Origin of the sequence: Parasphingorhabdus sp. SCSIO 66989, from assembly GCF_032852305.1 — a bacterium.
GTDB classification, from domain to species: domain Bacteria; phylum Pseudomonadota; class Alphaproteobacteria; order Sphingomonadales; family Sphingomonadaceae; genus Alterisphingorhabdus; species Alterisphingorhabdus coralli.
Map to the genome: position 1 here is coordinate 2,003,320 of NZ_CP136594.1, position 23,180 is coordinate 2,026,499.

Sequence of the window (23,180 nt, forward strand, 5' to 3'; positions counted from 1 at the left end):
GCCGGTCATTCCACCGGATAGACTATGGCAACATATCGTACAATTTGAGTTTTTTGCGTAATGTGTTGCGATTGATACCCAGCAACTCTGCAGCTTTTATCTGATTGTGATCAGTTTGCATCATAACACGCTGTAACAGCGGCTTCTCCATCTTTTCCAATGCCTCAGCATAGAGCGCGCCACCGTCAATTGAGGCTTGTTGCAGAAACGCATCAACAGCAGATGTGAACAAGGCACTATCAGAGCCATTGCTTTCCTCGGCCGTGCTATTGCCAAGCTGTTGCGCCACCATGGGGCGGGTAATCGTCTCGCCGCTGCTCAAGGCAACAATGCGCATTACGCTATTGCGTAGCTCGCGAACATTGCCGCGCCAATCGAGCGATTGCAGTAACGCCATGGCCTCGTCGGCGAAGTACTTCTCTTCTAGACCTTCGGAAACGGCCTGCGAAGCAAAATGACGAACCAGGTCAGGAATATCCTCGCGCCTGTCACGCAGTGCCGGCAGCGTGATCGGCAGGACGTTGATGCGATAATAGAGGTCCTCACGAAATTTACCGCTGGCGATCAGCTCCTCAAAATCCTGATGCGTGGCGGCAATGATGCGGGCATTGATGCCGATTTCCTCGCGACCGCCAATGCGATTGATACGTCCTGATTGCAGAGCGCGCAGTAGCCTCGTCTGCGCTGCCATCGACATATCGCCAATTTCGTCGAGAAACAGTGTGCCGCCATTGGCCTGCTCAAACATGCCTATCTGGCGATCCACAGCGCCGGTAAATGCACCCTTTTCATGGCCGAAGAGAACGGATTCGATCAGCTCGGAGGGAATGGCAGCGACATTGACTGGGACGAATGGCCCTGCATTACGGTGCCCGGCATTGTGAATGGTCTCCGCAACCAGTTCTTTGCCTGTACCGGACTCGCCCAGCAGAAGCACCGACAAATCGTTCTTCAGCACCTTGCCTATGGTGCGATAGACTTCCTGCATTGCGGCACTGCGGCCGACAATGGCCATGGAACCGCTGGCGATGCCGCTATCGTCCTCGGAGAGTCTTTTGCCCGGCGTCACCGCTTTCTGCGCGGCTATAATGAGAGCTTCCAGATCAAACGGCTTGGGGAAATATTCAAAGGCATCAGCATTGCTGGCCCGCAGGGCAGTATCGAGCGTGTTCTGTGCCGACATAACAATCACCGGCAGGTCAAGCGTCTCCTGCTGCAACCATTCGCCCAGATCGTCCAGACCATCACCATCCTCGAGGAGAACGTCGGTAATCAGAAGGGAATAGTCACCGCTTTTCAGGCTCTCATTGCGCCGATCACGACGTTTAACCACATCTACGTCCCAGCCCTCGGCGTTAAGCGCTGTTGTCAATACATGCGAGATGGCCTTGTCATCTTCAGCCAGCAAAATGCGCGTCATGGCTGCTCTTCCATCATATTCTCCTGACGGTCTACAGAAGCAAAGAAAAGCCGGAACTGCGTTTGCCCTTTTTCTTCATGTCGACGCTGCACGATCCGTCCCTGCATTTGTGTCACCATCTGGCGCACCAGTGCTAAACCAAGCCCCTGCCCTTTTGTCTTGCTGGTCACAAAGGGAGTAAACAGATGCGGCTTTATGCTTTCTGCTATGCCGGGGCCATTGTCCGATACGCGTATTTCAACCGGGAGACGGATCATCCCGTCACTCTTGCGATTGGCGATGCTTAGGCCAGGAGCATAATGACTACTCAAAGTAATCACTGGATCGGGCTGATCACAGCATGCATCGGCGGCATTGGACACAAGATTGAGCAGAATCTGCGTCAACGCCGGCTCGGATGCCAGAATCTCCGGAAGCGAGGGGTCATAGTGCTCAATTATGCGTATCTTGCTGCCGTGCTCAGCAATACAAAGCATCTTTACGCGACTGAGCACTTCATAGAAATTGACCGGCTTCATTTCGCCAACAAGATCACGTCCCAGAAATTGCATACGGTCGATCAGCTCAGCGATATGGTCAACTTCAGTTGAGATAAGAGAGACAAGATCAGCCTCGGCTGCATTTCCAGCCTTTTTCTGCTTACGCGCCAGAAGTTGGGCAGCGCCGCGGATACCAGCGAGGGGGTTCTTGATTTCGTGAGCCAATATCTCTGGACCGCGAAGCGCCAGCATATCGGAGTCTTTTTCAGCGTAGCTCGCAATGCCGTCAGGCGCATAGGACGGTATCATCGCAGCCACGCGCCAACCGGGCCACTCTTCCATTGGGGAAAGCGATAGGTCGATGGTAAACGGTTTATCGATGCCCTTTATCCGGCAAGGGGCCGCCCGCACCGTAACATCGGCCTCGGGATCATCGAGAGCCCGTGCAAGTCGAGGATCGGCAAAGCGCATAATGGTGGAAAAGGCGTGCCGAGTGAGCTTTTTGCTGCTTGCTTCCAGCATTGTTTCGGCCGCAGCGTTAGCTTCAGCAATCTTGCCGTTCGGGGCGATCACCAGGATAGCAATGGGTAACGCCCCGGCAGCATCCGATAGTCCGGGAAGCGACTTTTCGGTTATTGCGCTCTCAGCATCTTTCAACTCCGGGCGTGCCACCTGCCTCAGGCCGCCTGTCGCTGTTCCAGCCATGGCTCGTAAAAAGCGGTCAGGCTGTCGATCACGGCTTGCGGGTCTTCCAGACGGTTGACTGCATTACGGAAATCCGCCGAGCCGTGAAGGCCTTTGGTGTACCATCCGAGATGCTTGCGCGCGACGCGGACACCGACATCCTCGCCATAAAGCTCCAGCATGGCGCGATAATGTTCGATCAGAACATGATATTGCGTCGCCAGATCGGGATCGGGCAAGCGGGTGCGGTCCTCGCCGTCCTGGCTGAACCAGTGCATCACCTGCCCCAACAGCCATGGCTTGCCATAGGCACCGCGGCCGATCATCACGCCATCAGCACCGCTTTGCTCAAGCGCGATCTCGGCATCCTCAATCGAGCAGATATCGCCATTGACGATCACCGGGATTGAGACAGCGTCTTTCACCTTGCGGATAAACGCCCAATCGGCACTGCCCTTATACATCTGGTTGCGGGTACGACCGTGCACAGTGATCATCTTGGCGCCCAGATCCTCGGCAATATGCGCCAGTTCCGGGGCGTTGAGGCTGTCATGACACCAACCCATGCGCATCTTGACGGTGACGGGCACATCAACAGCATCGACCGTCGCTTTGATAAGCGCCGCCGCCAGCGGCAGATCGCGCATCAAGGCCGATCCTGCATCGCCATTGACGACTTTTTTGACCGGGCAGCCCATATTGATATCGATAATCGCCGCACCGCGATCCTCGTTGAGTTTAGCGGCCTCGCCCATCCGCTCTGGCTGACAACCGGCAAGCTGCATCGAGACAGGCTCTTCGGAAGGCGCCCAAGCGGCTTTTTGCAGCGATTGCCGGGTTTCGCGGATCATCGCTTCGCTGGCAATCATCTCGGTAACGTTCAGCCCTGAACCAAAGCGCCGCACCAATGTGCGGAACGGACGATCGGTCACACCCGTCATCGGTGCGAGGATCACCGGACAGGCTATTTCATGATCGCCAATGTTGATCGGGGCCAGAGCCATAATGATTATATATCCATGTGCTGAAAATTTAGGCAGCGGATAGCTGTTAATACGCATTTCTGCAAGTTTTGATCCACGCTACTGACACAAATGTCATTGGCGATGGACAAGGCTAAGCTGATTTGTCATGGGGATTGCCACTGTGACAGCCTTTCATGCCATCATTGTAGCCGCGGGTAGCGGATCACGCGCGGGCGGCGATATTCCCAAGCAATATCGCGATTATCAGGGGCAGCCGCTGCTTCGTCATAGTGTGCGAAATCTGCTGTCTCATCCGCTAATTGGCCAAATTATTGTCGTTATCGGCGCTGGACAAGATGCCATGGCGCAACAGGCCCTGCCCCAGGATGATCGTATCAAGACAGTTTTGGGCGGTGACAGCCGCATGGCCTCGGTTGCTAATGGCCTGCAAGCACTTTCGGCATTAGAAATCGCCGCAGATACAAAGGTGCTGGTGCATGATGCAGCCCGGCCCGGTCTTTCCCATGACGTGATTGACCGGCTGTTGCTCGCGCTTGATGAGCAACCCGGCGCCGTGCCCGTATTGCCGATGGTCGACAGCATGACCAATAATGCTGGCGAATTGCTCGGCGAAGCTGTTGATCGCAATGATTTTGTCAGGGTACAAACGCCGCAAGCCTTTCATTTCCACGTATTGCAAGCCGCGCATCAGCATTGGCAGACAAAATCTGGCGATGCACCAACCGATGATGCACGTATGGTTCAGGATTGCGGCTATAAGGTTGCTGCTGTTGCCGGTGATGAAAAGCTGGCAAAGATTACCTTTGCCGAAGATTTTGACGGGGGCCTAACGCTAATGAACCATCAGAGCGAGAATCTGCGCGCTCCGATACGTATAGGCAATGGCTTTGATGTTCACCGCTTTGAGCCGGGCGACCATATCTGGCTGTGCGGTGTGCAAATCCCCCATAAGCAGAGCCTGAAAGGACATAGTGACGCCGATGTCGGCCTGCATGCCTTGACCGATGCTCTCCTTGGGGCGCTGGCGCTTGGCGATATTGGCGACCATTTCCCCGATACGGACCCGCAATGGGCGGGTTCTTCTTCTGACCGTTTTCTCGAACATGCGGCGAATTTGGTCGAAGAAAAGGGGTATCGCATCGGCAATGTGGATATCACTCTGATCTGCGAAGCCCCTAAGGTTAAACCCCATCGCGAAGCCATGCGCGAGCGGGTGGCTGCTATTCTCAGCCTTGATGCTGACCTGGTCAGCATCAAGGCAACGACTACCGAGGCCCTTGGCTTTACCGGAAGACGCGAAGGCATTGCCGCGCAAGCCAGTGCCACACTTATTCAACACTCGACAAGATAGGATATCAAGATCATGACAAAGATGAGCAAAATTCTCGCGGGCGCGCTGGCACTGTCGGCACTGGCCTCGCACCAAACCGCTATGGCGCAGGACAAATGTGTTACAACCGAGGAAGCGAAAGCCGTCGCCACCGTGGTTATGCCCGGTATTGTTACCTCGCTTGCGGATTCCTGCAAGTCCACCTTGCCCGATACCGCGGCATTGTCACAATCCTCCACCTTTGTCGACGAGGTGCTGGCTCCGGCTGCTCGCACAGCATTCCCCAGCGCATTCCAGACTTTCCGTTCCGCATTTGGCGATGGCCTGCCAGAGGGCCTCGGCTATGACGATATGGCACCGCTAATGGACGCGTTTATTGGCCAGGAAGTGGCGAAGGGAGTCAAACCCGAAAGCTGCGGCGCAATCAACGCCCTGTTTGAAACCGTTCAGACGATGACGCCGGATCAGACATCGTCTCTGCTGGTCGGCTTCTTCCAGCTGGTAGCCACCGCTGAAGAAGACCCGACAAAGGACCTGCCATTCAACGTCTGTCCGGTAACGGTCTCCGAGTGAATTCCGGTCTATGACAGAGCTTCTTCCTGACAATATTGCCGCGCTTGCCGAGCAGGTGCTGGATAGCAACCGCGAGGCGGGCCGTCGCATCGCGGTTGCAGAAAGCTGCACCGGGGGTCTGGTCGCCGCTGCCCTAACCGAATGGCCGGGCAGCTCGGAGGTGTTCGAACGCGGCTATGTTACCTATTCAAACGCCGCCAAGCAGGAAGAGCTGGGCGTCAGCAGCGATATCATCGATGCCTTTGGCGCGGTTTCCATCGCTGTAGCCTGGGCCATGGCCAAGGGCGCCCTACAGAAATCGGGCGCCGACATAGCCGTATCGATCACCGGGGTCGCCGGCCCCGGTGGCGGTACCGAGAAGAAGCCGGTGGGCACGGTTGTCTTTGCCTGCATAAAAAAAGGCGACGACCCGGACAAGGTCGTAGCTGAGCTCAAGCGCTTTGGTGAAGATTTAAGTCGCGATGAAATCCGGCGTCAGGCAGCGTTATGCGCGCTGGAGCTTTTTCTACCATAAAGTTGATCCGCCCGATCCTCAAAAGCGGCGACCATCTTCCTGAAAGCCTTGTCAAAATACTGTCCAGCTAGCCGCTCAAAAAAGCGGTTGTGGAAGTTGAATGACACGAAGAAATCGACGCGGCACTGACCATCGCCATGCGGCGCAAAATTCCACTTGTTTTCCAGATTGCGCAGCGGCCCATCGAGATACTCGACGATAATCGCCTCGTTCAGCACCTTGGTAACATGCGAGGTGAATCTCTCGCGCAGCTGCTTAAAGCCGACAATCATATCGGCCACCATCTCAGTGTCGCTGTCTGAACGAATGCGGGTGCCGATGACCCAGGGCAGAAAATCCTCATAGGAATCAACATCGGCCACCAGTGCGTAAACCTGTTCTGGCGTATAGGGCAGATAGCGGGTTTCGCTATGCGTTGGCATGGGTCAGACTGTGGCAGCCTTTTTCGCCAACTGCTCCTCACGCGCCGCGCGAAGCCGCTCAAAATCATCACCGGCATGATAGCTGGACCGGGTCAGCGGGCTTGAGGCCACCAGCAAGAACCCTTTGGCGCGGGCAATGGCGGCATAGGCATCAAAGGCCTTGGGCGTCACGAAATCCGCGACCTTGGCGTGCTTCGGCGTTGGCTGCAGATATTGGCCCATGGTCATGAAATCGATATCGGCCGAGCGCATATCGTCCATCACCTGATGCACTTCCAGGCGCTCCTCACCCAGCCCCAGCATAATGCCCGATTTGGTGAAGATTGATGGATCATGCCGCTTCACCTGCTCGAGCAGGCGGATTGAGGCATAATAGCGCGCACCCGGGCGGATGGTGGGATAGAGACGCGGTACCGTCTCCAGATTGTGGTTATAGACATCGGGCCGCGCGGTAACGATCGCCTCAACCGCCGCCTCGGACTTGTTGCGGAAGTCAGGGGTCAGAATCTCAATCGTCGTATTGGGTGTATTGCGGCGCAATGCCTCAATCACCTTCACAAACTGGCTGGCGCCACCATCGGGGAGATCATCGCGGTCCACCGAGGTCACGACAATATGCTCCAGCCCCATTTTGGCCGCAGCCACCGCCAGATTTTCCGGCTCCATCGGATCTACCGGCCGCGGCATGCCTGTCTTGACGTTGCAGAATGCACAGGCTCGGGTGCAGACATCGCCAAGGATCATCACCGTCGCATGTTTCTTGGTCCAGCACTCGCCGATATTGGGGCACGCCGCCTCTTCACATACGGTGTTCAGGTTGAGATCGCGCATCAGCTTGCGCGTCTCATGAAAACCCTTGCTGACCGGGGCTTTGACCCGGATCCATTCAGGCTTGCGGACACGCGGCTCGCGCGGAGCTGGCTCAGGCTTGGCAGACATATCGTTCATGGCTTTGCAGATAGCGATGCGCGGGCGGCTATGCAATGGGCGCGATGGACCGAATATGATTGCATTGGCCTATCATTGCGGCGGCTGCACATATCGTCTAGGCCCCGCGCCCATGCAAAGCGGAACGCTCATTACCCTCGCCCTCTATTTCCTCGGGATGCTTGGCATCGGTCTTTATGCCTGGCGCAAGTCCACCAGCGACAGCGCAGGCTATATGCTCGGCGGGCGTCAACTGTCTCCAGCGGTTGCGGCTCTATCCGCCGGCGCATCGGATATGTCGGGCTGGCTGCTGCTCGGCCTGCCCGGTGCGCTCTATGCCAGTGGTTTGGTCGAAGCATGGATTGGCATTGGCCTGTTTATCGGTGCCCTGCTCAACTGGATTATCGTCGCGCCAAGACTGCGCGAGCAGACCGAGAAGCTGGATAACTGTCTCACCATACCGCAATTTCTGGCCCGCCGCTTCCCCGATAAAACGCTGTTGCTGCGCAGTATTTCGGCGATTGTGATCGTGCTGTTCTTCACCGTCTACACCGCCGCCGGACTGGTCGGCGGCGGCAAGCTGTTCGCCAGTGCCTTTGGGCAGGATTATCTGCTCGGCGTCTGGCTCACCGCCGGGGTGGTGCTGGCCTATACCATGTTTGGCGGTTTTCTTGCGGTGAGCCTCACTGACTTTATTCAGGGCTGCATCATGGTGGTGGCACTGGTGTTGATGCCGATTGTCGCGCTGTCTGATCTCGGCGGATGGGCAGCTACGACGAATATCCTGACAGAGATTGATCCTGGCCAGCTCAGTCTTACCAAAGGGCTGACACTGGTCGGTTTCCTCTCGGCCACCGCATGGGGGCTGGGCTATTTCGGGCAGCCGCATATCATTGTCCGCTTTATGGCGATCCGCAGCGTCAAAGATATTCCGACCGCTCGCACCATCGGGATGAGCTGGATGGGTGTCTCTCTACTTGGGGCGATTGGCGTCGCATTGGCGGGTCGCGCCTATGTCGAAGCCAATGGCCTGACACTCGATGATCCGGAGACGATCTTTATCCTGCTTGCCGATCTGCTGTTTCATCCGCTGATCACCGGCTTTCTCCTCGCGGCCCTATTGGCGGCAATTATGAGCACCATATCCTCCCAATTGCTGGTGTCTTCTGCCTCGCTGACCGAGGATTTCTACCGCGCCTTTTTCCGTCGTGAAGCCAGCGAGACCGAGCTGGTGACAGTGGGACGCCTTGCCGTGGCTGTGGTAGCGATATTGGCCGGGTTGATTGCGCTTGATCCGAATAGCCAGGTACTCGGGCTGGTCGCCAATGCCTGGGCCGGATTTGGCGCGGCTTTCGGGCCGCTGATTCTGCTATCTCTTTGTTGGTCGCGAATGACCGGGACCGGGGCGGTGGCTGGCCTACTCACCGGCGCGCTGGTGGTGATTGGTTGGATAGCCATGGGCTGGAACAGCGATTTTTACGGACTGGGCGGCGTGTATGAGATTATCCCGGGTTTCATTCTATCCACGCTCACCATTGTGCTGGTGTCAATCCAGGTTGACAAAGGTTACGAAAGTTCCGCTCAGGAACCGCAGAAAAGCTGAACTATGATGGACTATTCCAACACTGATAACTTGAGCCGGATCGCACAGGATTGCTGGCACCGATTGAACAAAGCCGCCAGTGACAGACGCCATGCGTTTCACCAACTGACCATAGCCAATAGCGATGCTGTAGGACAGCCACATCAGCGGATCATGGTGCTGCGCGAGGCCGATGGCGATGCGCGTCGCCTGCGCTTCCACACCGATGCCCGCGCCGCCAAGGTGGACATGGTCGGCGATGGCGCGCCGGTTTCTGTACTGGCCTATGATATGCCAGCGAAAATCCAGATCAGGATGAGCGGCAAGGCACATATTGAGACCGATACGCCGAATGTCGACAAGGCGTGGGAAGAAGCGACTTTATATGCCCGACGCTGTTATCTTGCCGACCCCGCGCCGGGAAGCTTTACCGATATGCCGATATCGGGTCTACCAACAGAGCTTGAGGGCGTGGAGCCTACTGTGGAAGAAGCAGAGCCAGGGCGCACCAACTTTGCATTGCTCTATATAACCATCGACCGGATGGAATGGCTCTATCTTGCCCATACAGGGCATCGTCGGGCACTGTTTGACTATGAAACCGATAAAGGTTGGGACGGGCGCTGGATGGTGCCGTAAGCGCTTGCACCGCCAGCCCAAAGTCATACAACAGCTTCATGCCCAATCGTGATTCCAACAATTCCAACATTGCTCTGTTGATCGACGCGGACAACGCTTCCCCAGCGGGTATTGACCCGGTGCTCACCGTTCTTGCCGAGCTTGGCACCGTCAATGTTCGCCGTGCCTATGGTAATTGGCGCAAGCAGAGTCTCAAAGGCTGGGTCGATCTGGTGCATCGCTATGGCATTGATCCGCAACAGCAATTCGACATCACCAAAGGCAAGAACGCCACCGATATGAAAATGACCATCGATGCGATGGACCTGCTGTCGCATGGCCGTGTCGATGGCTTTGGCATTATGAGCTCGGACAGCGACTTCATGCCGCTCGCCATGCGTATCCGGCAGGAAGGCATTCCGGTCTATGGCTTTGGCGGTCTGAAAACGCCCGATGGTTTCAAACAGGCCTGCACCCGCTTTATCGACGTCAACGCCCTGATCCGTGCCGAAAAGGCCGAGCAGGAAAATGGCAGGCAGGAGACCGAGGGCGTTGATGAAGCTCTGCTACACCTGCTGATTGACGCTTATCAGGCCAGCAAGCGCGATTCTGAGGGTTTTGCAAGCCTGAGCGCTGTGGGCAAGATCGCCGGCAATCGCTCCAGCTTTGACGTCCGCAACTATGGTTTCGCAAGGCTGTCGGACATGTTTGAGGCCGTACCGAATTTTCAGACCAGGCGTAACGAGAATGGCCAGATTTTCGTGAAGCGGGTGAATTGAGCAACTAGCCCCTCCTCTTCAGAGGAGGGGTTGGGGTGGTGGAGTCACAAAGTGCAATGCGCGCCGCAACACCACCCCGCTGCGACTAAGGGCCTGATGGCCCTAAGTCTCACTGCCCCTCCTCTGAAGAGGAGGGGAGATATATGTGCTACAACCCCCGCTTCACCAACGCCGGCATAGCAATTTCACGCATCCCACATGCCATGGCCCGCATCGCCATTTGCCGTGTCTTGGGCAGATGCGCGATATAGCAGGCCATATATTCGATATGCGATCGCGCGCCGCGGGCGGCTTTGAAGCTGCCCGCCCCGGCGGAGCAGTTGAGCCGCAGGTTATGTTCGATTGCATAATCGCCGAATAACAGGCTGGCGATGCGATACAGCGCCGCCTCGCGCGGGGCGGTCATATCATAGCCGAGCACCGGCACCGTCAGCACATCGCCGCGGGCAAAGCATCCGGCGACGCCCATAATGGTCCCTTCCCTATCGCGCACCACCTGAAAATCGACCAGCCCGCTTGTCGAAAGCAGCCTGATCCATTCGGGCGTAAATTGCGGATTGAGCATCGAATATTTGTCGAGATACAGCGCCTTATAGAGCGCCGCGATCCGCTCGGCATCGCCGGGCGTCATGACGCTGATGCCCTCCGCGACCAGTCCCGATTTGCGGAATTTGCGTCGGTCGCTCTTGGTGTGACTGCGCGGACGCCATTGTGCCGCGACATCATCGATCACCCATATCTGCCGCGACGGGATCATCAGCCAGCCATCATCGTTGAGCGCCTGATAGAGCGCGGGTGAGGACCAGTCATCGACACTGCGGATCGCCAGCATATGATCGGCATAGTCCGCCAGCACCGCCTCGCGCATCGCGGCAATCCCCTCGCCTTGCCAGTTACCATGCAGATTGGTGGCAAAGAGGAAATTATCGAGCATCGCCACCCGGTTGATATTCGCCGCGCGCAGCAAGCCGCCAATCGCACTCAACCCCGCACCCACCAACGGTGCCGCCATGCCGAGTCCAGCCTCATGCAGCTCATCCTTGGCATAGCCGACATAGGCGCTATGCGGCTGCACCACATAGCTGCCTCCCATGCCGCTATGGCTGATGGTGACGGGGAGAAGATGCGGGCCGTGGCGGATGGCGCGCAGGTCAATGCCTTGGGCATTGGGGATATGCACCGCTAATGGCTGATCCGCCGCCTTTTGCAGGAAAGCCGCAATCGCCGGATCGCTGTCTTCCGATAATGGAAGCGGGGCATCGGCCGGATCAAAAAAAAGAGGCGCGGAAATCGTCATCCCCGCGCCTCTATGACATCAATACGTCAATTGAGAGACAGTTATTTCCACAGCACCAGCTTCAGGCCGTTTAGCATCGACTTGGCCTCAACCATATCACGCACTTCGGTAAAGTCCGGCTTCCCCTGAACCGCACCCATTTGCAATTTCATATCCAGCAATACGCTTTTATTGGCTTCAAGAGTGATCTCGTGAGACCGCGCTGAGCCTTTGGTTCCACTGGACATCTGTGCAGTGACAGTATGCGTGCCCGGCTCAACCTCAGCCATCAGAAAATATTTGGTACGTATCTGGCTATTGAGGTCATCATTGATCGTGATGTTCATGCCTTGCTGACCACCAACAAAGCCTTTGCGCATGACATAGATACGCGCTTTACCCTCAGCCGGCATCATGGTCATGGCTTCAGCGGTCTGCGCCGGATCAGCCTTTTCCCCGGATTTGTTGCGCAGCAATATAACTACAACAAATACAACCAGCAGTGGGAACAATAAGAGGCCGAGCGATGGCACCACAAAGTACAAAGCCACGCCAAGTAACAAAGCCCCGACAAAAAGGCCGATATTCAATGGTGTCATTTTCATAGAATCAATCCCCCAAATGCATCGCCCATGGCGACGGCAAAACATAACCCCGAGCGAGAGGCCCGGGGCGCGTTCGGGCCCTCTATCAGGGCAATACATTTATGCTGGTAAAGACTGGTAACATCCACCGGAGCGGAGAAGTCTCCGCTCAAGAACGTCTGCACTTTGGACACGCTGACTAGCTTGGGAAGCCCTTCATTCTGTGATATGTAACAGACATGACCGCACATGAGATCATCGATACCCTGCAAAAGCATCGCATCAGCGTGGATGAATTTCTGTTGCTCGACCGTGAAGGTGCCTTTGGTGATCGTAACACCGAGCTTTTCGACGGGGAAGTCTTCTACATGAATTCCAAATATTCGGATCATGCACGCTGCATGGCGTATCTTTCTCATGCTTTGTTTGAGCAGTTGAAAGGCAGCGAGTTTGAAGTGCTGACCGATGTTTCGGTGCGGATATCAGACTATGACTGCCCTGAGCCTGACCTCGTTATCTGCAGTAAGGTAGAAAGCAACGGCATTGTCCCGCTCGACAAGGTAAAGCTGGTTATAGAAATTGCGGCAACGACGCTGCGCTTGGACCTTGGGCCAAAAGCCAATCTTTATGGCAAAGCGGGAATTACGGAGTATTGGGTCGTTGATGTGGAAGGCAAACGTGTTACCCAAATGTGGGCACCGCAGGAAGCGGGCTATCAGAAACAAAACGAAATCGCTTTTGGTGATAATGTGATAGCTCAGACCATTTCTGATCTGAGCATTGCGCTTCCCATGGACCGGTAACTCCCGCTTTCCCGGAAAAGCGCTTATCGCGTCAATTTCTTATAAGCCAATCGTGTAGGCCGATCCGCAGCATCGCCCAGACGGCGGCGCTTGTCTTCCTCATAGCTTTCAAAATTGCCCTCAAACCATTCGACATGGCTATCGCCTTCAAACGCAAGGATATGCGTTGCCAGGCGGTCAAGGAAGAAGCGGTCGTGCGAGATCACCACGGCGCAGCCGGCGAAGCTCTCGAGCGCATCTTCGAGCGCGCGCAGGGTTTCCACATCGAGGTCGTTGGTCGGTTCGTCGAGCAGCAACACATTGCCGCCTTCTTTCAGCATTTTGGCCATATGCACGCGGTTGCGTTCACCACCCGATAGCTGGCCGACTTTTTTCTGCTGGTCAGTACCCTTGAAGTTGAACGCGCCGACATAGGCACGGGTCTGCACCTCATGCTTGCCGAGCTGGAAGAAATCGAGGCCGTCGGAAATCTCTTCCCAGACATTCTTGTTGGCATCGAGATCATCGCGGCTCTGATCAACATAGCCGAGCTTGACTGTCGAGCCGACCTCAATCTCGCCGCTATCGGGCTGTTCCTGCCCGGTAATCAGCTTGAACAGCGTTGATTTACCCGCACCATTGGGGCCAATCACGCCGACAATCCCGCCCGGCGGCAGTGTGAATTGGAGATTTTCAAACAGCAGCTTGTCGCCATAGGCTTTGGTCAGGCCCTTGGCTTCGATCACCTTGCCGCCAAGGCGTTCCGGCGTCTGGATAAGGATTTGCGCCTTGCCCGGATCACGGTTTTCCTGTGCCTCAACCAGCTGATCGAAGCTCTTGATACGCGCCTTGGATTTGGTCTGGCGACCTTTGGGGTTTTTGCGGATCCAGTCGAGCTCTTCGTTGATCGCTTTCTGGCGTCCCTTGTCCTCACGCGCTTCCTGTTCAAGCCGTTTGGCCTTTTTCTCCAGATAGCCCGAATAGTTGGACTCATAGGCAAAATAGCGGCCGCGATCGAGCTCCAGCACCCATTTCACGACATTGTCGAGGAAGTAGCGATCATGGGTGACCATGATGACATTGCCCTTATATTCGACCAGATGGTTTTCCAGCCAGGAGACGCTCTCCGCATCCAAATGGTTGGTCGGTTCGTCGAGCAGCAGGATTTCCGGTTTTTCCAGTAACAGCCGACACAGCGCGACGCGGCGGCGTTCACCGCCGGAGAGATTTTCCACCGAAGCATCACCCGGCGGGCAGCGCAAGGCTTCCATCGCTATTTCCAGCTGGTTGTCGAGTGTCCAGCCATCCACCGCGTCGATCTTTTCCTGAAGCTCGCCCATTTCCGTCATCAGCGCGTCAAAATCGGCATCTTCGGGCGGATCAGCCATCAGGCCGCTAATCTCGTTGAAGCGATCAACCAGATCAGCGACAGGCCGCACCCCATCCATGACATTCTCTTTGACCGTCTTGCTGGCATCCAGCTCCGGCTCCTGCGCCAGATAGCCGACGCGAATGCCCTCACCGGCCCAGGCCTCGCCCTGAAATTCGGTGTCGATCCCGGCCATGATCTTCATCAGTGTCGATTTACCCGCGCCATTGGGGCCGACAATGCCGATCTTGGCATCGGGCAGGAATTGCAGATGAATGTCATTCAGCGTGGGCTTGTTGGCGCCGGGATAGGTCTTGGTCAGACCCTTCATGACATAGCTATATTGTACGGCCATTGGGGGAGTCCTGTCTCTCAATATGCGGGAATATTTGCAGCGCTGCCTAGCGAAGCGGGAGGCGGCCTGCAAGGGAGGCGTTGGCAAATATTGCGTGTCTGGCCTATCCTCTTTTGCATGAAGAGAAAAACATACGGATTCGCGACCCTGATACCGGCGCTATTGCTCGCCAGCCCTGCCCTTGCCCAGCATGACCCTGCCGCCTTGCAAGCCAAGGCGCTCGAAGATGATACCGCTTATGATATTGTCGAAGGACTAACCACCGAAGTAGGCCATCGCTTAGCCGGTACCGAGGATGAGGCGCGTGCCCGAGATTGGGCGGTCCAGAAGCTGGCATCGCTCGGCTTTGAGAATATCCGCGTCGAGCCCTTCACCCTGCCCGTCTGGGTTCGCGGTGAGGAAGAGGCCTATATTACCTCGCCCTTCCCGCACAAAATGCACATCACCGCTTTGGGCAACAGCGCCAGCACAGGCGAGGATGGGCTGGAAGCGGAAATTGCCTATTTCCCGACCCTCGCCGATCTAAGCGCCGCGCGTGATGGCAGCCTTGAAGGCAAAATCGCCTTTGTCAGCCACAAGATGACAAAGACTATGGATGGCTCCAGCTATGGGGCTTTCGGTGGTGCGCGGTTTATCGGGCCGCGCATAGCCTCACAAAAAGGCGCGGCTGCGATTATCATCCGCTCGGTCGGCACTGACTATCACCGCAATCCGCATACTGGCGGCACCAGCTTCGCCAATGGCGACCCGATACCGGCGGCGGCAATTTCCATTCCGGATGCAGAGAATCTGGAACGGGTGATCGCCCGGGGCAAGCCGGTAACGGTCAAGCTCAAGCTGACTCCGCGCACATTGGGCGAACTGGAATCAGGCAATGTCATCACCGAAATTCCCGGCAGCGACCCCAATGCGCCGATTATCGTTATCGGAGGCCATCTCGATAGCTGGGACCTCGGCACAGGCGCCGTGGATGATGGCGCAGGCGTGGCCATCACCACCGCCGCGGCCAAGCTAGTCAAGGATGCGGGGCAGCCAAAGCGCACCATCCGGCTTATCTGGTTCGGCTCGGAAGAAGTCGGCATTTATGGTGGTCGTGCCTATGCGGAGAAGCATGGCGCAGCAGGTCATGCCATTGCAATGGAATCCGACTTTGGCGCCGGGCGCATCTGGCGCGTTGAGTTTAAACTGCCCGAAGGCAATGACGCATTGAAAACCGAGATTGCAAATGCCCTGGCACCACTGGGCATAGGAAAGTCAGAGATTATGGCCAGTGGTGGACCGGATAATGGCCCGCTTGTGCGCCTCGGTGTCAACGCCATCGACCTGCAACAGGACGGCACCGACTATTTCGACCTGCATCACACGCCTGACGATACGCTCGACAAGATCGATCCCAAGGCGATGCAGCAAAATGTGGCTGCTTGGGCCACGGTGCTGTCGATTATTGCCAATAGCGACGCCGATATCGCCGCGCGTCCTGTGGAGCCGGAAGGATGAAGCCAAGCGTCTCAACCATCTCAGTGCTTATACTATTGTCTTTAGGTGCCTGTAGTGAAGGTGAAGAGACCATCACCGATGATGGTTCCACCGCTTCCATAGAAGCACGCACCGAGAAGCAGGCGCAAAGCCTCGAAGAAGCTGCCGATAAGGCGATGCAGATAGAAATTGAGTCAATGCAGCCGGAGAATGCGACCAATGCGGAACCGGAACAAGCCTCCGCCGCAGAATAAGCAGAAGCAGACACTATTTTCGATTATTTCTGAAAGTGGTCGGGGAGACAAGATTCGAACTTGCGACCCCCTGTACCCAAAACAGGTGCGCTACCAGGCTGCGCCACTCCCCGACACTTTCTGTTGCTGCCCCTAGCCAATCGCACGGGGAAAGCAATGCTTTTTTATCAACCGGCTTTGCGGATGATTGCGTCCTCCTACGCCTTTGGCTTCGGCGGACAGCCTTCGCAAAATCTCCGGCTGGCCTGCCAGCCTTAGCTTTAGCGAAGGCTGGTGGGCCCGGAGGGACTCGAACCCCCGACCTAGCCGTTATGAGCGGCCAGCTCTAACCAACTGAGCTACAGGCCCATCCGAGAGCGTGCCGATAGCCGAAAGCCCCGGCCTATTGCAAGCGCCAAACGCGTTGAATCCAAAAATGCTCGTCTGATCGCTGATTACAGCGACAATTTTGCCGCTTCACTCAAGTCGTCAAGGGAGGCGGGTCGAACATTGCGTTGCGCGCAATAGGCAAGAACACTCCGCCACCAGTCATACAGCCTGTCCACATGCGCCTCAGAGCGGACATAGGGCGTGTGTCCAGGCTGTAACGAGGGTGAGTGAAAGGAGAAATTGAGCAGCGGTAAACCATCATCCGTCGCAATATCGATGGCGCGAATAGCTTCTTCCGCGCCAATGCCTTCCGGCGTCAATGCAATACGCTCCAAAAAACCGGTGCGCGAAAGCAGAGAACGAGCCAATGGCGCGTTGCGCAGTTTGGGATATAGCATCTGCGCTTGTCGTCGCAAAAGCCCCCAAAAAGTAGTGGTTAGCGGCAACTCCATCAAAGGCGCGTCTCGATCCAACCAATAGGGGCGCAGCGGGTGGTGTGCATAATCCGGCCCACCTTTGGCGCTATAATCGAAGCCAGAACGTACTGAACTATCAAATACTATCCCCGCTTCTGTTAGCAATTCTGCTGTATGCGGCCCTGCGCCATAGCGCCCTGCCCGGTAAATAATCGGCGCGACCCCGATGGTTTTTTCAATCTCTTCCGTAAGAGTCAGTATCTTGGCCCGTTCCAATTCGCGCGGAAGGTTGCCGGCAAAACTGTTCCGCTCGTTCAGCTCCTCTTGCTGCGGCGGATTGACCCATGGATGCAGTTGCATGCCAACATGCGCTTCACCCGCATCGACCGCTGATTTCAGGCGCTCAGCAGCCGGGGCATGGGTAATGATGGGATAATCTACTAGATAGATTGGCGTGACAGACTGATTTTTGCAAAAGAGCTGGAACCGGTCGAGCAGGGCTGCGCTTTCCAGACCAAATTCAGTATCGCTGAACGGCTGATTCCAGTCGAAATCCTCTTCGGTATCGACAGTAATGATGAAGCGCTGACCAAATTGCGCGCCCCAGTCGACATAGTCGACACTATTCCCGGATTGTAAAATCGAACGGGTTGGCATGCGCGGCGGGCTTTTCCTGTTTATTCGTCCAGAATAGACCTTCCCTATCCCCTCGCCCCTTAGAGTGGCAAGCGGTGCTGCTTACTATCTGTTTATAATCCGGATATCGGGCGGTTAGGATTTATGCGTCTTCGCGCTTACCCAGCGGCAACTCGGCAAGTTGCGCCAGCACGATATCGGTATCTGCAATAATGGCATGTGCCATATCCCGATAGGGTGACGCGACCGGCCCAAAGAGCTGCGTCTGGAGTATCTCGGCAAAGCCCTTCAATGCGCCGGCGGGTGTTCTTAGTTCATGTACCAATTGCCGATAATCCTCATGAGACAGAGTTCTGGCATGATCCAATGCCTCCGGTTCAGCGTCTTGTGCTTCGACCAGTCGCGTCAAAACACCGCAATAGCCGATAAACTGACCATCATAGCCCGATGCGAAGCGTGGCCAAGCGTCAACGCGCCATTCGCCAGCCAGGGCCGCACTGCCACGATGGACATAGCGACCATCCACTATTGGCCTAAACTGTCCCGCCAGTCGCGCCGTGTTGGCATCGCAGCCACAACTGCCCGCCATAGCCCTTACAAAGACAGGAAGCCCGTCGGCCATGCCGTCACAATCGGGATCGACCGACACCAGATATCCGCCCTTGTCACTGACAAAGCAGATTTCCGATATGCCGGTCATGTCATTTTCGGTGAACCCTTCCAGCGGCAAATGCGGTGCATAGCTCGCGTCACGGCGGGCTGTGAAGTCGGCTATGCGGTCAACAAGATCGCCGATGTCGGTCGCTGATTGATCAGTTTGTGGGCCATTATCCGCCTGTTGCTGATCATCATCTGGCTCGTCGGCAGCGCTGGCACCGATAGCGGCCGTGCTGTCAGCATCTTCATTTCCAGCAATCGTCGACGCGGGCGCGGTATTGTCCCGCTGTTCGGGCGTCTGCACTATGCCAACCCTGTGCATCAGCTCAGCGCGCTGCTCCGGTGACAGGGTTTTAATAATCTCAAGCCATTGTTCCGCCGGCAAACGCGCTTTGACTAGGGCTGCATCGCGCACGGGCTTCGCCTGCTCCAACAAATACCGTATCAAGGGAGGTGACCGGAAAAAACGGCGACTCTCTCTCAAGGCATCGGCCTGTTTTTCCAACGGGATTTTCTGACCCAATGCATTAAGGCGGACAAGCGCAGCGGCAAAATCCACTTGTGAATAATAGCGGCCCTGATTGCCATGGCGCATTGTTGCGGCTTGATCTTCGCTAATGGCCGGTGTTGCGTCAGCCAAAAGGTCAATGATCTGGCGATACTGAACCGCGGCCAGCGCGGCATCGGGTAATGCACCGGAAATCGCCGTCGCCAAACGATCATCATAATAGGGACTATGCGGCACTATCCAGCCTTATCCACGAACACATAAAAGACCGCACCATATTAGCCGCGGTCATAAAAAATTAAACATATCAATTAATATTGTCGCAAAGTGGGACAATTGCGCTGGAAAATAATATAATTATCGCTAAGGTACCAATCATAACCGGATATTACGGGAGACGGAGCCATGACTTTGGCGAATCTTGACGAAATTGATCGTAAGTTGCTTGGCGAACTGCAAGCCAATGGCCGCATAACCAATGTCGAACTGGCAGAGCGAGTTGGCCTGACCGCGCCGCCCTGTCTGCGCCGGGTGCGCGCATTGGAAGAAGCAGATATCATCAATGGCTATCATGCGGATATCAATCCCGCTGCATTGGGCTTTGCTATCACGGTATTTGCAATGGTCAGCCTGAAAAGTCAGGCAGAAAGCGCCTTAAAGGAATTTGAAGACCATATCATGGAGCTTCCCGAAGTGCGCGAATGCCATATGTTGAATGGCGAAATCGACTTCATCCTGAAGATCGTGTCGCATGATCTACAGACGTTTCAGGAGTTTCTGACTTCGCGATTGACCCCAGCTCCCAATGTCGCGAGCGTCAAGACATCGCTGACCATCAGGACGGCGAAGAACCAGCCGGGTGTACCTTTGGAGCGCTAAGTTAGCAGCCTTTTGCTAGGCGTTCGATGTGCGCGAAATGATAAATCAGTAATGGCCGGTGAAGGATCGCGATCCCTCGCCGACCATTGCCGATAATCGTCTTAACCGCCGGTGGCAGACTGCTGATCCAGCCAGATTGTCCAAAATTCCGCCAGAGGCTGGCGCGGACCAGTCACTTTAGCAAAGGAACTGCGCGCAGAGGCATAGTCACCGCCCATGGCTTGGGCAATTGCTAAGCGGGTGTTCGCCAGATTGGCGTCAACGCCCGGTTTGCCAAGCGCAACTGCATAAAGCTCAGCCGCTTTGGCATATTCACCATAGCCCAGATAGGCATCCGCGGTGCCCAGGGCGACCATCGGATTGCTTGAGCTACGCGCCGCACTTTCACCTGACCCCAGCGAACCGCGGTCATCCGGAATCCGCTGTTTCGCCATCGACAAACTCTCATTGAAGAACGCATTTCCAGCTTCAAGCTGGCCCTTTGCAATGCCTTCCTCAATCACGGAAGCCACCTCGCCCGGCAAAGCGCGTGGGTCAGCGTTTTCTATATACTCGGCATAATCCTGCTCACTAACCATCGCTTCGCTCACCCGCATCAGACGCATCAGGTCAATATTGACAGCGTTTGGGAAGCTCGCATTTTGACGGAAAAGCGTAAGCGCATCACGCCAGCTGGTTGCAGACGGATAGTTTGCCACCCATTGCTGCGACCAGTAATTGGTTTCCTGCATCAGGCCAGCATTGGCTGAGTTACGAACTCCAGACCGATAAAAACCCTCATCAACCTGGGCACCGCTTGCTTTAATGCGCTCGACCGTTGCCTTTAGGGTCTGCAAGCCTTCTGCCGTCCTGTTCTGACGGAAAATAGTATCAACATATAGACGCTCGATATTGTCCTGCGAGAATCCAGAATCGATCGCGGTTTTGAAGCGCTGTTCCGCTTCGGGGTATTCTTCATTCTCATACGCAAAAACCCCGGCCAAATAGCTAAAACGGCCTATATTTTCTGGCGGCGCTTTGCCGCTGTCCAGCATTAGCAATATGCCTTTGCGTTGCATGACACGGTCATTTTTTAGGCCGCCAAGGCGAACCGTGGCGTTGCCCAGGAAAAAATTCTCATCTGGTGTATCCGCAAGAGGCCCTGCAATCGCCAATTGTGCTTCGGCTGTTGCTATGTCCTGGGCATCAATCGCATCATTCGCCTTATTGAAAGGCTCAACAAAGTCGCTGCTGACATCAGGCCGTTCGGACTTTTTCTTCTTTTTGTCTTTCTTGCTCCGTTGCGCAGATGCGCCGTCCACCGGCAGGGCGAGCGACAAGGTGGTCGCTCCAGCTAGCAATGCCGCCATGGACAGCGAAAAAAGGGATTGTGAGCGCATTAAGTCCTCCTGAAAACGTCTCTTATTATTGTTTAGGATGAATGGAATATCGCAATGACCGGGCAATCCGCATCGTCGCGACTGTTAAGGATCGAATTTGTCTGTACCTTTCATCCGCTGAACCTGCATTGAACATCTTCGTTATTGCGCCATTCATGTGCAATGCGCTTGGCCGGGTCAAGAGAGATTTGGCGACCGGATGCATAGCGCTGGCGTATTGCCAGCGAGCAGCGTCAAATATGTTGATATACCGCACTTCTCCTCTGGTCTAAGCCACAAGGCTTTCCTACATAAGCTGTATGATCATTCTCATATCTCCCGCAAAATCGCTTGACTTTGATACGCCCGTGAACGGTGCCGAGGCTACACAGCCACGCTTCGCCGAAAAAACCGAGAAGCTGGCCAATGCGCTATCGCGGTTCAGCAAGCCCAAGCTCAAGAGCATTATGCCGGTGTCGGACAGCCTGATTGCGCTCAACCATGGTCGCTATAAGGACTTTTTCGCGCAGCCGGAAAAGCAGGCGCTGTTCGCCTATAATGGCGATGTCTATACCGGGCTGGAAGCCAAGACGATGGATGAGGCGACGATAGATTTTGCGCAGGATCATTTACGCATATTGTCAGGGCTTTATGGCTTATTGCGGCCATTGGATCAGATCCGCCCGCATCGGCTGGAAATGGGCACAAGATGGGCGCCGCGACGCAAAAAGCTGGTCGATTATTGGCAAGATGATATCGCGCCGATGATTGCCAAAGATGCAGAAGCGATTGAAGCAAAAGCGATTATCAATCTTGCCAGCCAGGAATATTTCGCAGCCGTGGAGGCCGGACAAAAGGCGCTTACCCTACCAATCATCAACATCGATTTCCGTCAGGATGGCCCCGATGGTCCGCGCTTTATAAGCTTCGCCGCTAAACGCGCCCGTGGCACTATGGCGCGCTATATCTGTGAGAACCGCTTGACCGATCCCGAAGCGCTCAAGGATTTTGACTGGGATGGTTATCGCTTTGACCCGGAGAGCAGCAACGACACAAATCTGCGGTTCATCCGCTCATGACGTCAAGCCGTCAGGCGGCAGTCATTATCGGTGCAAATGGCGGGATTGGTGGTGCTTTGGCCGATGCGCTTGATGATGAAGGCGCTTTTGCAACTGTCCACCGCCTTGCCCGCAGCGCACATGGTGATGCCCATATCGACCTGCAGGACGAAGCCAGTATAGAAGCGGCTGCAAAACGGATCGAGGCCTTAGAGATGCCTGTAACGCTGATTATCTGTGCATCTGGCTTGCTGCATGATGGTGGAAAGCAACCGGAAAAGGCCCTGCGTGATCTGGATGCCGATTGGCTTATGCAAAACTATGCGGTCAATGCCATCGGCCCTGCCCTTGTCGCCAAGCATTTTCTGCCGCTAATGCCGCGCAAGGAACGCTGCGTTTTCGCCGCCATCAGTGCCCGAGTTGGCAGCATCTCGGATAACCGTCTTGGCGGATGGCATGGCTATCGTGCGTCCAAGGCTGCGCTCAATATGCTGATCCGTAATATCGCGATAGAATGGTCACGGCGGAACGAGCGGTCAATCGCGGTCGCTTTGCATCCGGGCACCGTCGATACGGCGCTCAGCACGCCATTTCAGGGCAATGTGCAGCCGGGCAAGCTGTTCAGCCCGGAGCGCGCCGCCATGCAATTGCTTGATGTGCTGGACGAATTGCGGCCGGTTGATACCGGCAAGCTTTTTGCCTGGGACGGGCAGGAAATTACGCCTTGAGGGCAGCAAGATGAGCCCGCCCAAAATGGGCATAATTAGCTGTCGATAACCTTGGGTCACAGGTCGCAATTGCTGGTCAAAACAGCCCGTTTCCTCTAAGTCTGACAATCAGGTCGCAAGATGCGAAAAAGTAATAAAATATCATATTTGTGAGTAGTTTA

General features: G+C 55.6%; 23 protein-coding genes and 2 tRNA genes. 12 read left to right on the forward strand and 13 right to left on the reverse strand.

Going from position 1 to position 23,180, the window contains the following annotated elements; genetic code table 11:
- Positions 1 to 22 precede the first annotated feature (22 nt).
- From RB602_RS09285 to dusB, 3 genes are read right to left on the reverse strand one after another with little or no spacing between them, the layout of a single operon-like run.
- On the reverse strand, positions 23 to 1,420 hold the full coding sequence (locus tag RB602_RS09285; RefSeq protein WP_317080284.1) for a sigma-54-dependent transcriptional regulator: 1,398 nt from the start codon (positions 1,418 to 1,420) through the stop codon (positions 23 to 25).
- The gene (locus tag RB602_RS09290) at positions 1,417 to 2,604 is read right to left on the reverse strand and encodes a two-component system sensor histidine kinase NtrB (protein WP_317080285.1); all 1,188 of its coding nucleotides are present in this window, start codon (positions 2,602 to 2,604) and stop codon (positions 1,417 to 1,419) included. Before RB602_RS09290 ends, RB602_RS09285 begins: the two co-directional genes overlap by 4 nt.
- The gene (gene dusB, locus RB602_RS09295) at positions 2,577 to 3,590 is read right to left on the reverse strand and encodes a tRNA dihydrouridine synthase DusB (RefSeq protein ID WP_317084476.1); all 1,014 of its coding nucleotides are present in this window, start codon (positions 3,588 to 3,590) and stop codon (positions 2,577 to 2,579) included. Before dusB ends, RB602_RS09290 begins: the two co-directional genes overlap by 28 nt.
- Positions 3,591 to 3,714: 124 nt before the next feature.
- Between dusB and RB602_RS09300 the strand changes: the two genes are divergently transcribed.
- The 3 genes from RB602_RS09300 to RB602_RS09310 are packed head-to-tail and all read left to right on the forward strand — an operon-like array spanning position 3,715 to position 5,986.
- Entirely contained in the window at positions 3,715 to 4,920 is a 1,206-nt protein-coding gene (locus RB602_RS09300; RefSeq protein WP_317080286.1) for a bifunctional 2-C-methyl-D-erythritol 4-phosphate cytidylyltransferase/2-C-methyl-D-erythritol 2,4-cyclodiphosphate synthase, read from the forward strand.
- Between the two features lie 12 nt (positions 4,921 to 4,932).
- Complete coding sequence (locus RB602_RS09305; protein ID WP_317080287.1) at positions 4,933 to 5,472, forward strand: hypothetical protein; 540 nt, start codon at positions 4,933 to 4,935, stop codon at positions 5,470 to 5,472.
- A 10-nt stretch (positions 5,473 to 5,482) separates the two neighbouring features.
- A complete protein-coding gene (locus tag RB602_RS09310) occupies positions 5,483 to 5,986 on the forward strand; it encodes a CinA family protein (protein WP_317080288.1) in 504 nt (167 codons plus the stop codon).
- Here the strand turns inward: RB602_RS09310 and RB602_RS09315 are convergent.
- Both RB602_RS09315 and lipA read right to left on the reverse strand, forming a co-directional pair.
- A complete protein-coding gene (locus tag RB602_RS09315; protein WP_317080289.1) occupies positions 5,947 to 6,408 on the reverse strand; it encodes a type II toxin-antitoxin system RatA family toxin in 462 nt (153 codons plus the stop codon). The two genes, RB602_RS09310 and RB602_RS09315, sit on opposite strands and share 40 nt — an antisense overlap.
- Positions 6,409 to 6,411: 3 nt before the next feature.
- Positions 6,412 to 7,356: a lipoyl synthase gene (gene lipA, locus RB602_RS09320; protein ID WP_317080290.1), complete on the reverse strand. Its 945-nt coding sequence runs from the start codon at positions 7,354 to 7,356 to the stop codon at positions 6,412 to 6,414.
- A 112-nt stretch (positions 7,357 to 7,468) separates the two neighbouring features.
- On the opposite strand from lipA, the gene putP reads away from it, so the two are divergent.
- The 3 genes from putP to RB602_RS09335 are packed head-to-tail and all read left to right on the forward strand — an operon-like array spanning position 7,469 to position 10,314.
- Entirely contained in the window at positions 7,469 to 8,938 is a 1,470-nt protein-coding gene (gene putP, locus RB602_RS09325; protein ID WP_317084478.1) for a sodium/proline symporter PutP, read from the forward strand.
- A 3-nt stretch (positions 8,939 to 8,941) separates the two neighbouring features.
- A complete protein-coding gene (locus RB602_RS09330; protein WP_317080291.1) occupies positions 8,942 to 9,556 on the forward strand; it encodes a pyridoxamine 5'-phosphate oxidase family protein in 615 nt (204 codons plus the stop codon).
- Between the two features lie 38 nt (positions 9,557 to 9,594).
- A complete protein-coding gene (locus RB602_RS09335) occupies positions 9,595 to 10,314 on the forward strand; it encodes an NYN domain-containing protein (RefSeq protein ID WP_317080292.1) in 720 nt (239 codons plus the stop codon).
- A 148-nt stretch (positions 10,315 to 10,462) separates the two neighbouring features.
- On the opposite strand, the gene RB602_RS09340 is transcribed toward RB602_RS09335, so the two are convergent.
- Positions 10,463 to 11,611, reverse strand: coding sequence for a hypothetical protein (locus RB602_RS09340; protein WP_317080293.1), 1,149 nt, complete (start codon positions 11,609 to 11,611; stop codon positions 10,463 to 10,465).
- A gap of 41 nt (positions 11,612 to 11,652) precedes the next feature.
- Complete coding sequence (locus tag RB602_RS09345; RefSeq protein ID WP_317080294.1) at positions 11,653 to 12,195, reverse strand: DUF2846 domain-containing protein; 543 nt, start codon at positions 12,193 to 12,195, stop codon at positions 11,653 to 11,655.
- A 218-nt stretch (positions 12,196 to 12,413) separates the two neighbouring features.
- Here RB602_RS09345 and RB602_RS09350 point away from each other — a divergent pair, with 218 nt between their 5' ends.
- Positions 12,414 to 12,977, forward strand: a complete 564-nt coding sequence (locus RB602_RS09350; protein ID WP_317080295.1) for a Uma2 family endonuclease — start codon at positions 12,414 to 12,416, stop codon at positions 12,975 to 12,977.
- 23 nt (positions 12,978 to 13,000) lie between these two features.
- On the opposite strand, the gene ettA is transcribed toward RB602_RS09350, so the two are convergent.
- The gene (gene ettA / locus RB602_RS09355) at positions 13,001 to 14,680 is read right to left on the reverse strand and encodes an energy-dependent translational throttle protein EttA (RefSeq protein ID WP_317080296.1); all 1,680 of its coding nucleotides are present in this window, start codon (positions 14,678 to 14,680) and stop codon (positions 13,001 to 13,003) included.
- A 117-nt stretch (positions 14,681 to 14,797) separates the two neighbouring features.
- Here ettA and RB602_RS09360 point away from each other — a divergent pair, with 117 nt between their 5' ends.
- Positions 14,798 to 16,177 carry a M20/M25/M40 family metallo-hydrolase gene (locus RB602_RS09360; protein WP_317080297.1) on the forward strand — a complete coding sequence of 460 codons (1,380 nt, stop codon included), beginning with the start codon at positions 14,798 to 14,800 and terminating at the stop codon, positions 16,175 to 16,177.
- Positions 16,174 to 16,410 (forward strand): hypothetical protein, encoded by a 237-nt coding sequence (locus RB602_RS09365; RefSeq protein WP_317080298.1) that lies wholly within the window; start codon positions 16,174 to 16,176, stop codon positions 16,408 to 16,410. Before RB602_RS09360 ends, RB602_RS09365 begins: the two co-directional genes overlap by 4 nt.
- A 36-nt stretch (positions 16,411 to 16,446) precedes the next feature.
- Here RB602_RS09365 and RB602_RS09370 read toward each other — a convergent pair.
- The 4 genes from RB602_RS09370 to RB602_RS09385 form a co-directional block, all read right to left on the reverse strand.
- Positions 16,447 to 16,523: transfer RNA gene (locus RB602_RS09370), tRNA-Pro, on the reverse strand.
- A gap of 158 nt (positions 16,524 to 16,681) precedes the next feature.
- Positions 16,682 to 16,758 (reverse strand) — tRNA-Ile (locus tag RB602_RS09375).
- A gap of 86 nt (positions 16,759 to 16,844) precedes the next feature.
- On the reverse strand, positions 16,845 to 17,852 hold the full coding sequence (locus RB602_RS09380) for a polysaccharide deacetylase family protein (protein WP_317080299.1): 1,008 nt from the start codon (positions 17,850 to 17,852) through the stop codon (positions 16,845 to 16,847).
- Positions 17,853 to 17,973: 121 nt separating this feature from the next.
- Positions 17,974 to 19,233: a hypothetical protein gene (locus RB602_RS09385; protein ID WP_317080300.1), complete on the reverse strand. Its 1,260-nt coding sequence runs from the start codon at positions 19,231 to 19,233 to the stop codon at positions 17,974 to 17,976.
- A gap of 174 nt (positions 19,234 to 19,407) precedes the next feature.
- Here RB602_RS09385 and RB602_RS09390 point away from each other — a divergent pair, with 174 nt between their 5' ends.
- Entirely contained in the window at positions 19,408 to 19,875 is a 468-nt protein-coding gene (locus RB602_RS09390) for an Lrp/AsnC family transcriptional regulator (RefSeq protein ID WP_317084480.1), read from the forward strand.
- A gap of 101 nt (positions 19,876 to 19,976) precedes the next feature.
- On the opposite strand, the gene RB602_RS09395 is transcribed toward RB602_RS09390, so the two are convergent.
- Positions 19,977 to 21,254 carry a hypothetical protein gene (locus RB602_RS09395; RefSeq protein ID WP_317080301.1) on the reverse strand — a complete coding sequence of 426 codons (1,278 nt, stop codon included), beginning with the start codon at positions 21,252 to 21,254 and terminating at the stop codon, positions 19,977 to 19,979.
- 299 nt (positions 21,255 to 21,553) lie between these two features.
- Between RB602_RS09395 and yaaA the strand changes: the two genes are divergently transcribed.
- Both yaaA and RB602_RS09405 read left to right on the forward strand, forming a co-directional pair.
- Positions 21,554 to 22,312, forward strand: coding sequence for a peroxide stress protein YaaA (gene yaaA, locus RB602_RS09400; RefSeq protein ID WP_317080302.1), 759 nt, complete (start codon positions 21,554 to 21,556; stop codon positions 22,310 to 22,312).
- Positions 22,309 to 23,019, forward strand: coding sequence for an SDR family NAD(P)-dependent oxidoreductase (locus tag RB602_RS09405; protein ID WP_317080303.1), 711 nt, complete (start codon positions 22,309 to 22,311; stop codon positions 23,017 to 23,019). The genes yaaA and RB602_RS09405 overlap by 4 nt, the downstream gene beginning before the upstream one ends.
- Positions 23,020 to 23,180 lie beyond the last annotated feature (161 nt).

Coding starts and splice junctions, on each gene's coding strand:
- RB602_RS09285 (WP_317080284.1), bottom strand. CDS start 1,420: ATGACGCGCATTTTGCTGGCTGAAGATGACAAGGCCATCTCGCATGTA.
- RB602_RS09290 (WP_317080285.1), bottom strand. CDS start 2,604: ATGGCTGGAACAGCGACAGGCGGCCTGAGGCAGGTGGCACGCCCGGAG.
- RB602_RS09300 (WP_317080286.1), top strand. CDS start 3,715: ATGGGGATTGCCACTGTGACAGCCTTTCATGCCATCATTGTAGCCGCG.
- RB602_RS09305 (WP_317080287.1), top strand. CDS start 4,933: ATGACAAAGATGAGCAAAATTCTCGCGGGCGCGCTGGCACTGTCGGCA.
- RB602_RS09310 (WP_317080288.1), top strand. CDS start 5,483: ATGACAGAGCTTCTTCCTGACAATATTGCCGCGCTTGCCGAGCAGGTG.
- RB602_RS09315 (WP_317080289.1), bottom strand. CDS start 6,408: ATGCCAACGCATAGCGAAACCCGCTATCTGCCCTATACGCCAGAACAG.
- lipA (WP_317080290.1), bottom strand. CDS start 7,356: ATGAACGATATGTCTGCCAAGCCTGAGCCAGCTCCGCGCGAGCCGCGT.
- putP (WP_317084478.1), top strand. CDS start 7,469: ATGCAAAGCGGAACGCTCATTACCCTCGCCCTCTATTTCCTCGGGATG.
- RB602_RS09330 (WP_317080291.1), top strand. CDS start 8,942: ATGATGGACTATTCCAACACTGATAACTTGAGCCGGATCGCACAGGAT.
- RB602_RS09335 (WP_317080292.1), top strand. CDS start 9,595: ATGCCCAATCGTGATTCCAACAATTCCAACATTGCTCTGTTGATCGAC.
- RB602_RS09340 (WP_317080293.1), bottom strand. CDS start 11,611: ATGACGATTTCCGCGCCTCTTTTTTTTGATCCGGCCGATGCCCCGCTT.
- RB602_RS09345 (WP_317080294.1), bottom strand. CDS start 12,195: ATGAAAATGACACCATTGAATATCGGCCTTTTTGTCGGGGCTTTGTTA.
- RB602_RS09350 (WP_317080295.1), top strand. CDS start 12,414: ATGACCGCACATGAGATCATCGATACCCTGCAAAAGCATCGCATCAGC.
- ettA (WP_317080296.1), bottom strand. CDS start 14,680: ATGGCCGTACAATATAGCTATGTCATGAAGGGTCTGACCAAGACCTAT.
- RB602_RS09360 (WP_317080297.1), top strand. CDS start 14,798: ATGAAGAGAAAAACATACGGATTCGCGACCCTGATACCGGCGCTATTG.
- RB602_RS09365 (WP_317080298.1), top strand. CDS start 16,174: ATGAAGCCAAGCGTCTCAACCATCTCAGTGCTTATACTATTGTCTTTA.
- RB602_RS09380 (WP_317080299.1), bottom strand. CDS start 17,852: ATGCCAACCCGTTCGATTTTACAATCCGGGAATAGTGTCGACTATGTC.
- RB602_RS09395 (WP_317080301.1), bottom strand. CDS start 21,254: ATGCGCTCACAATCCCTTTTTTCGCTGTCCATGGCGGCATTGCTAGCT.
- yaaA (WP_317080302.1), top strand. CDS start 21,554: ATGATCATTCTCATATCTCCCGCAAAATCGCTTGACTTTGATACGCCC.
- RB602_RS09405 (WP_317080303.1), top strand. CDS start 22,309: ATGACGTCAAGCCGTCAGGCGGCAGTCATTATCGGTGCAAATGGCGGG.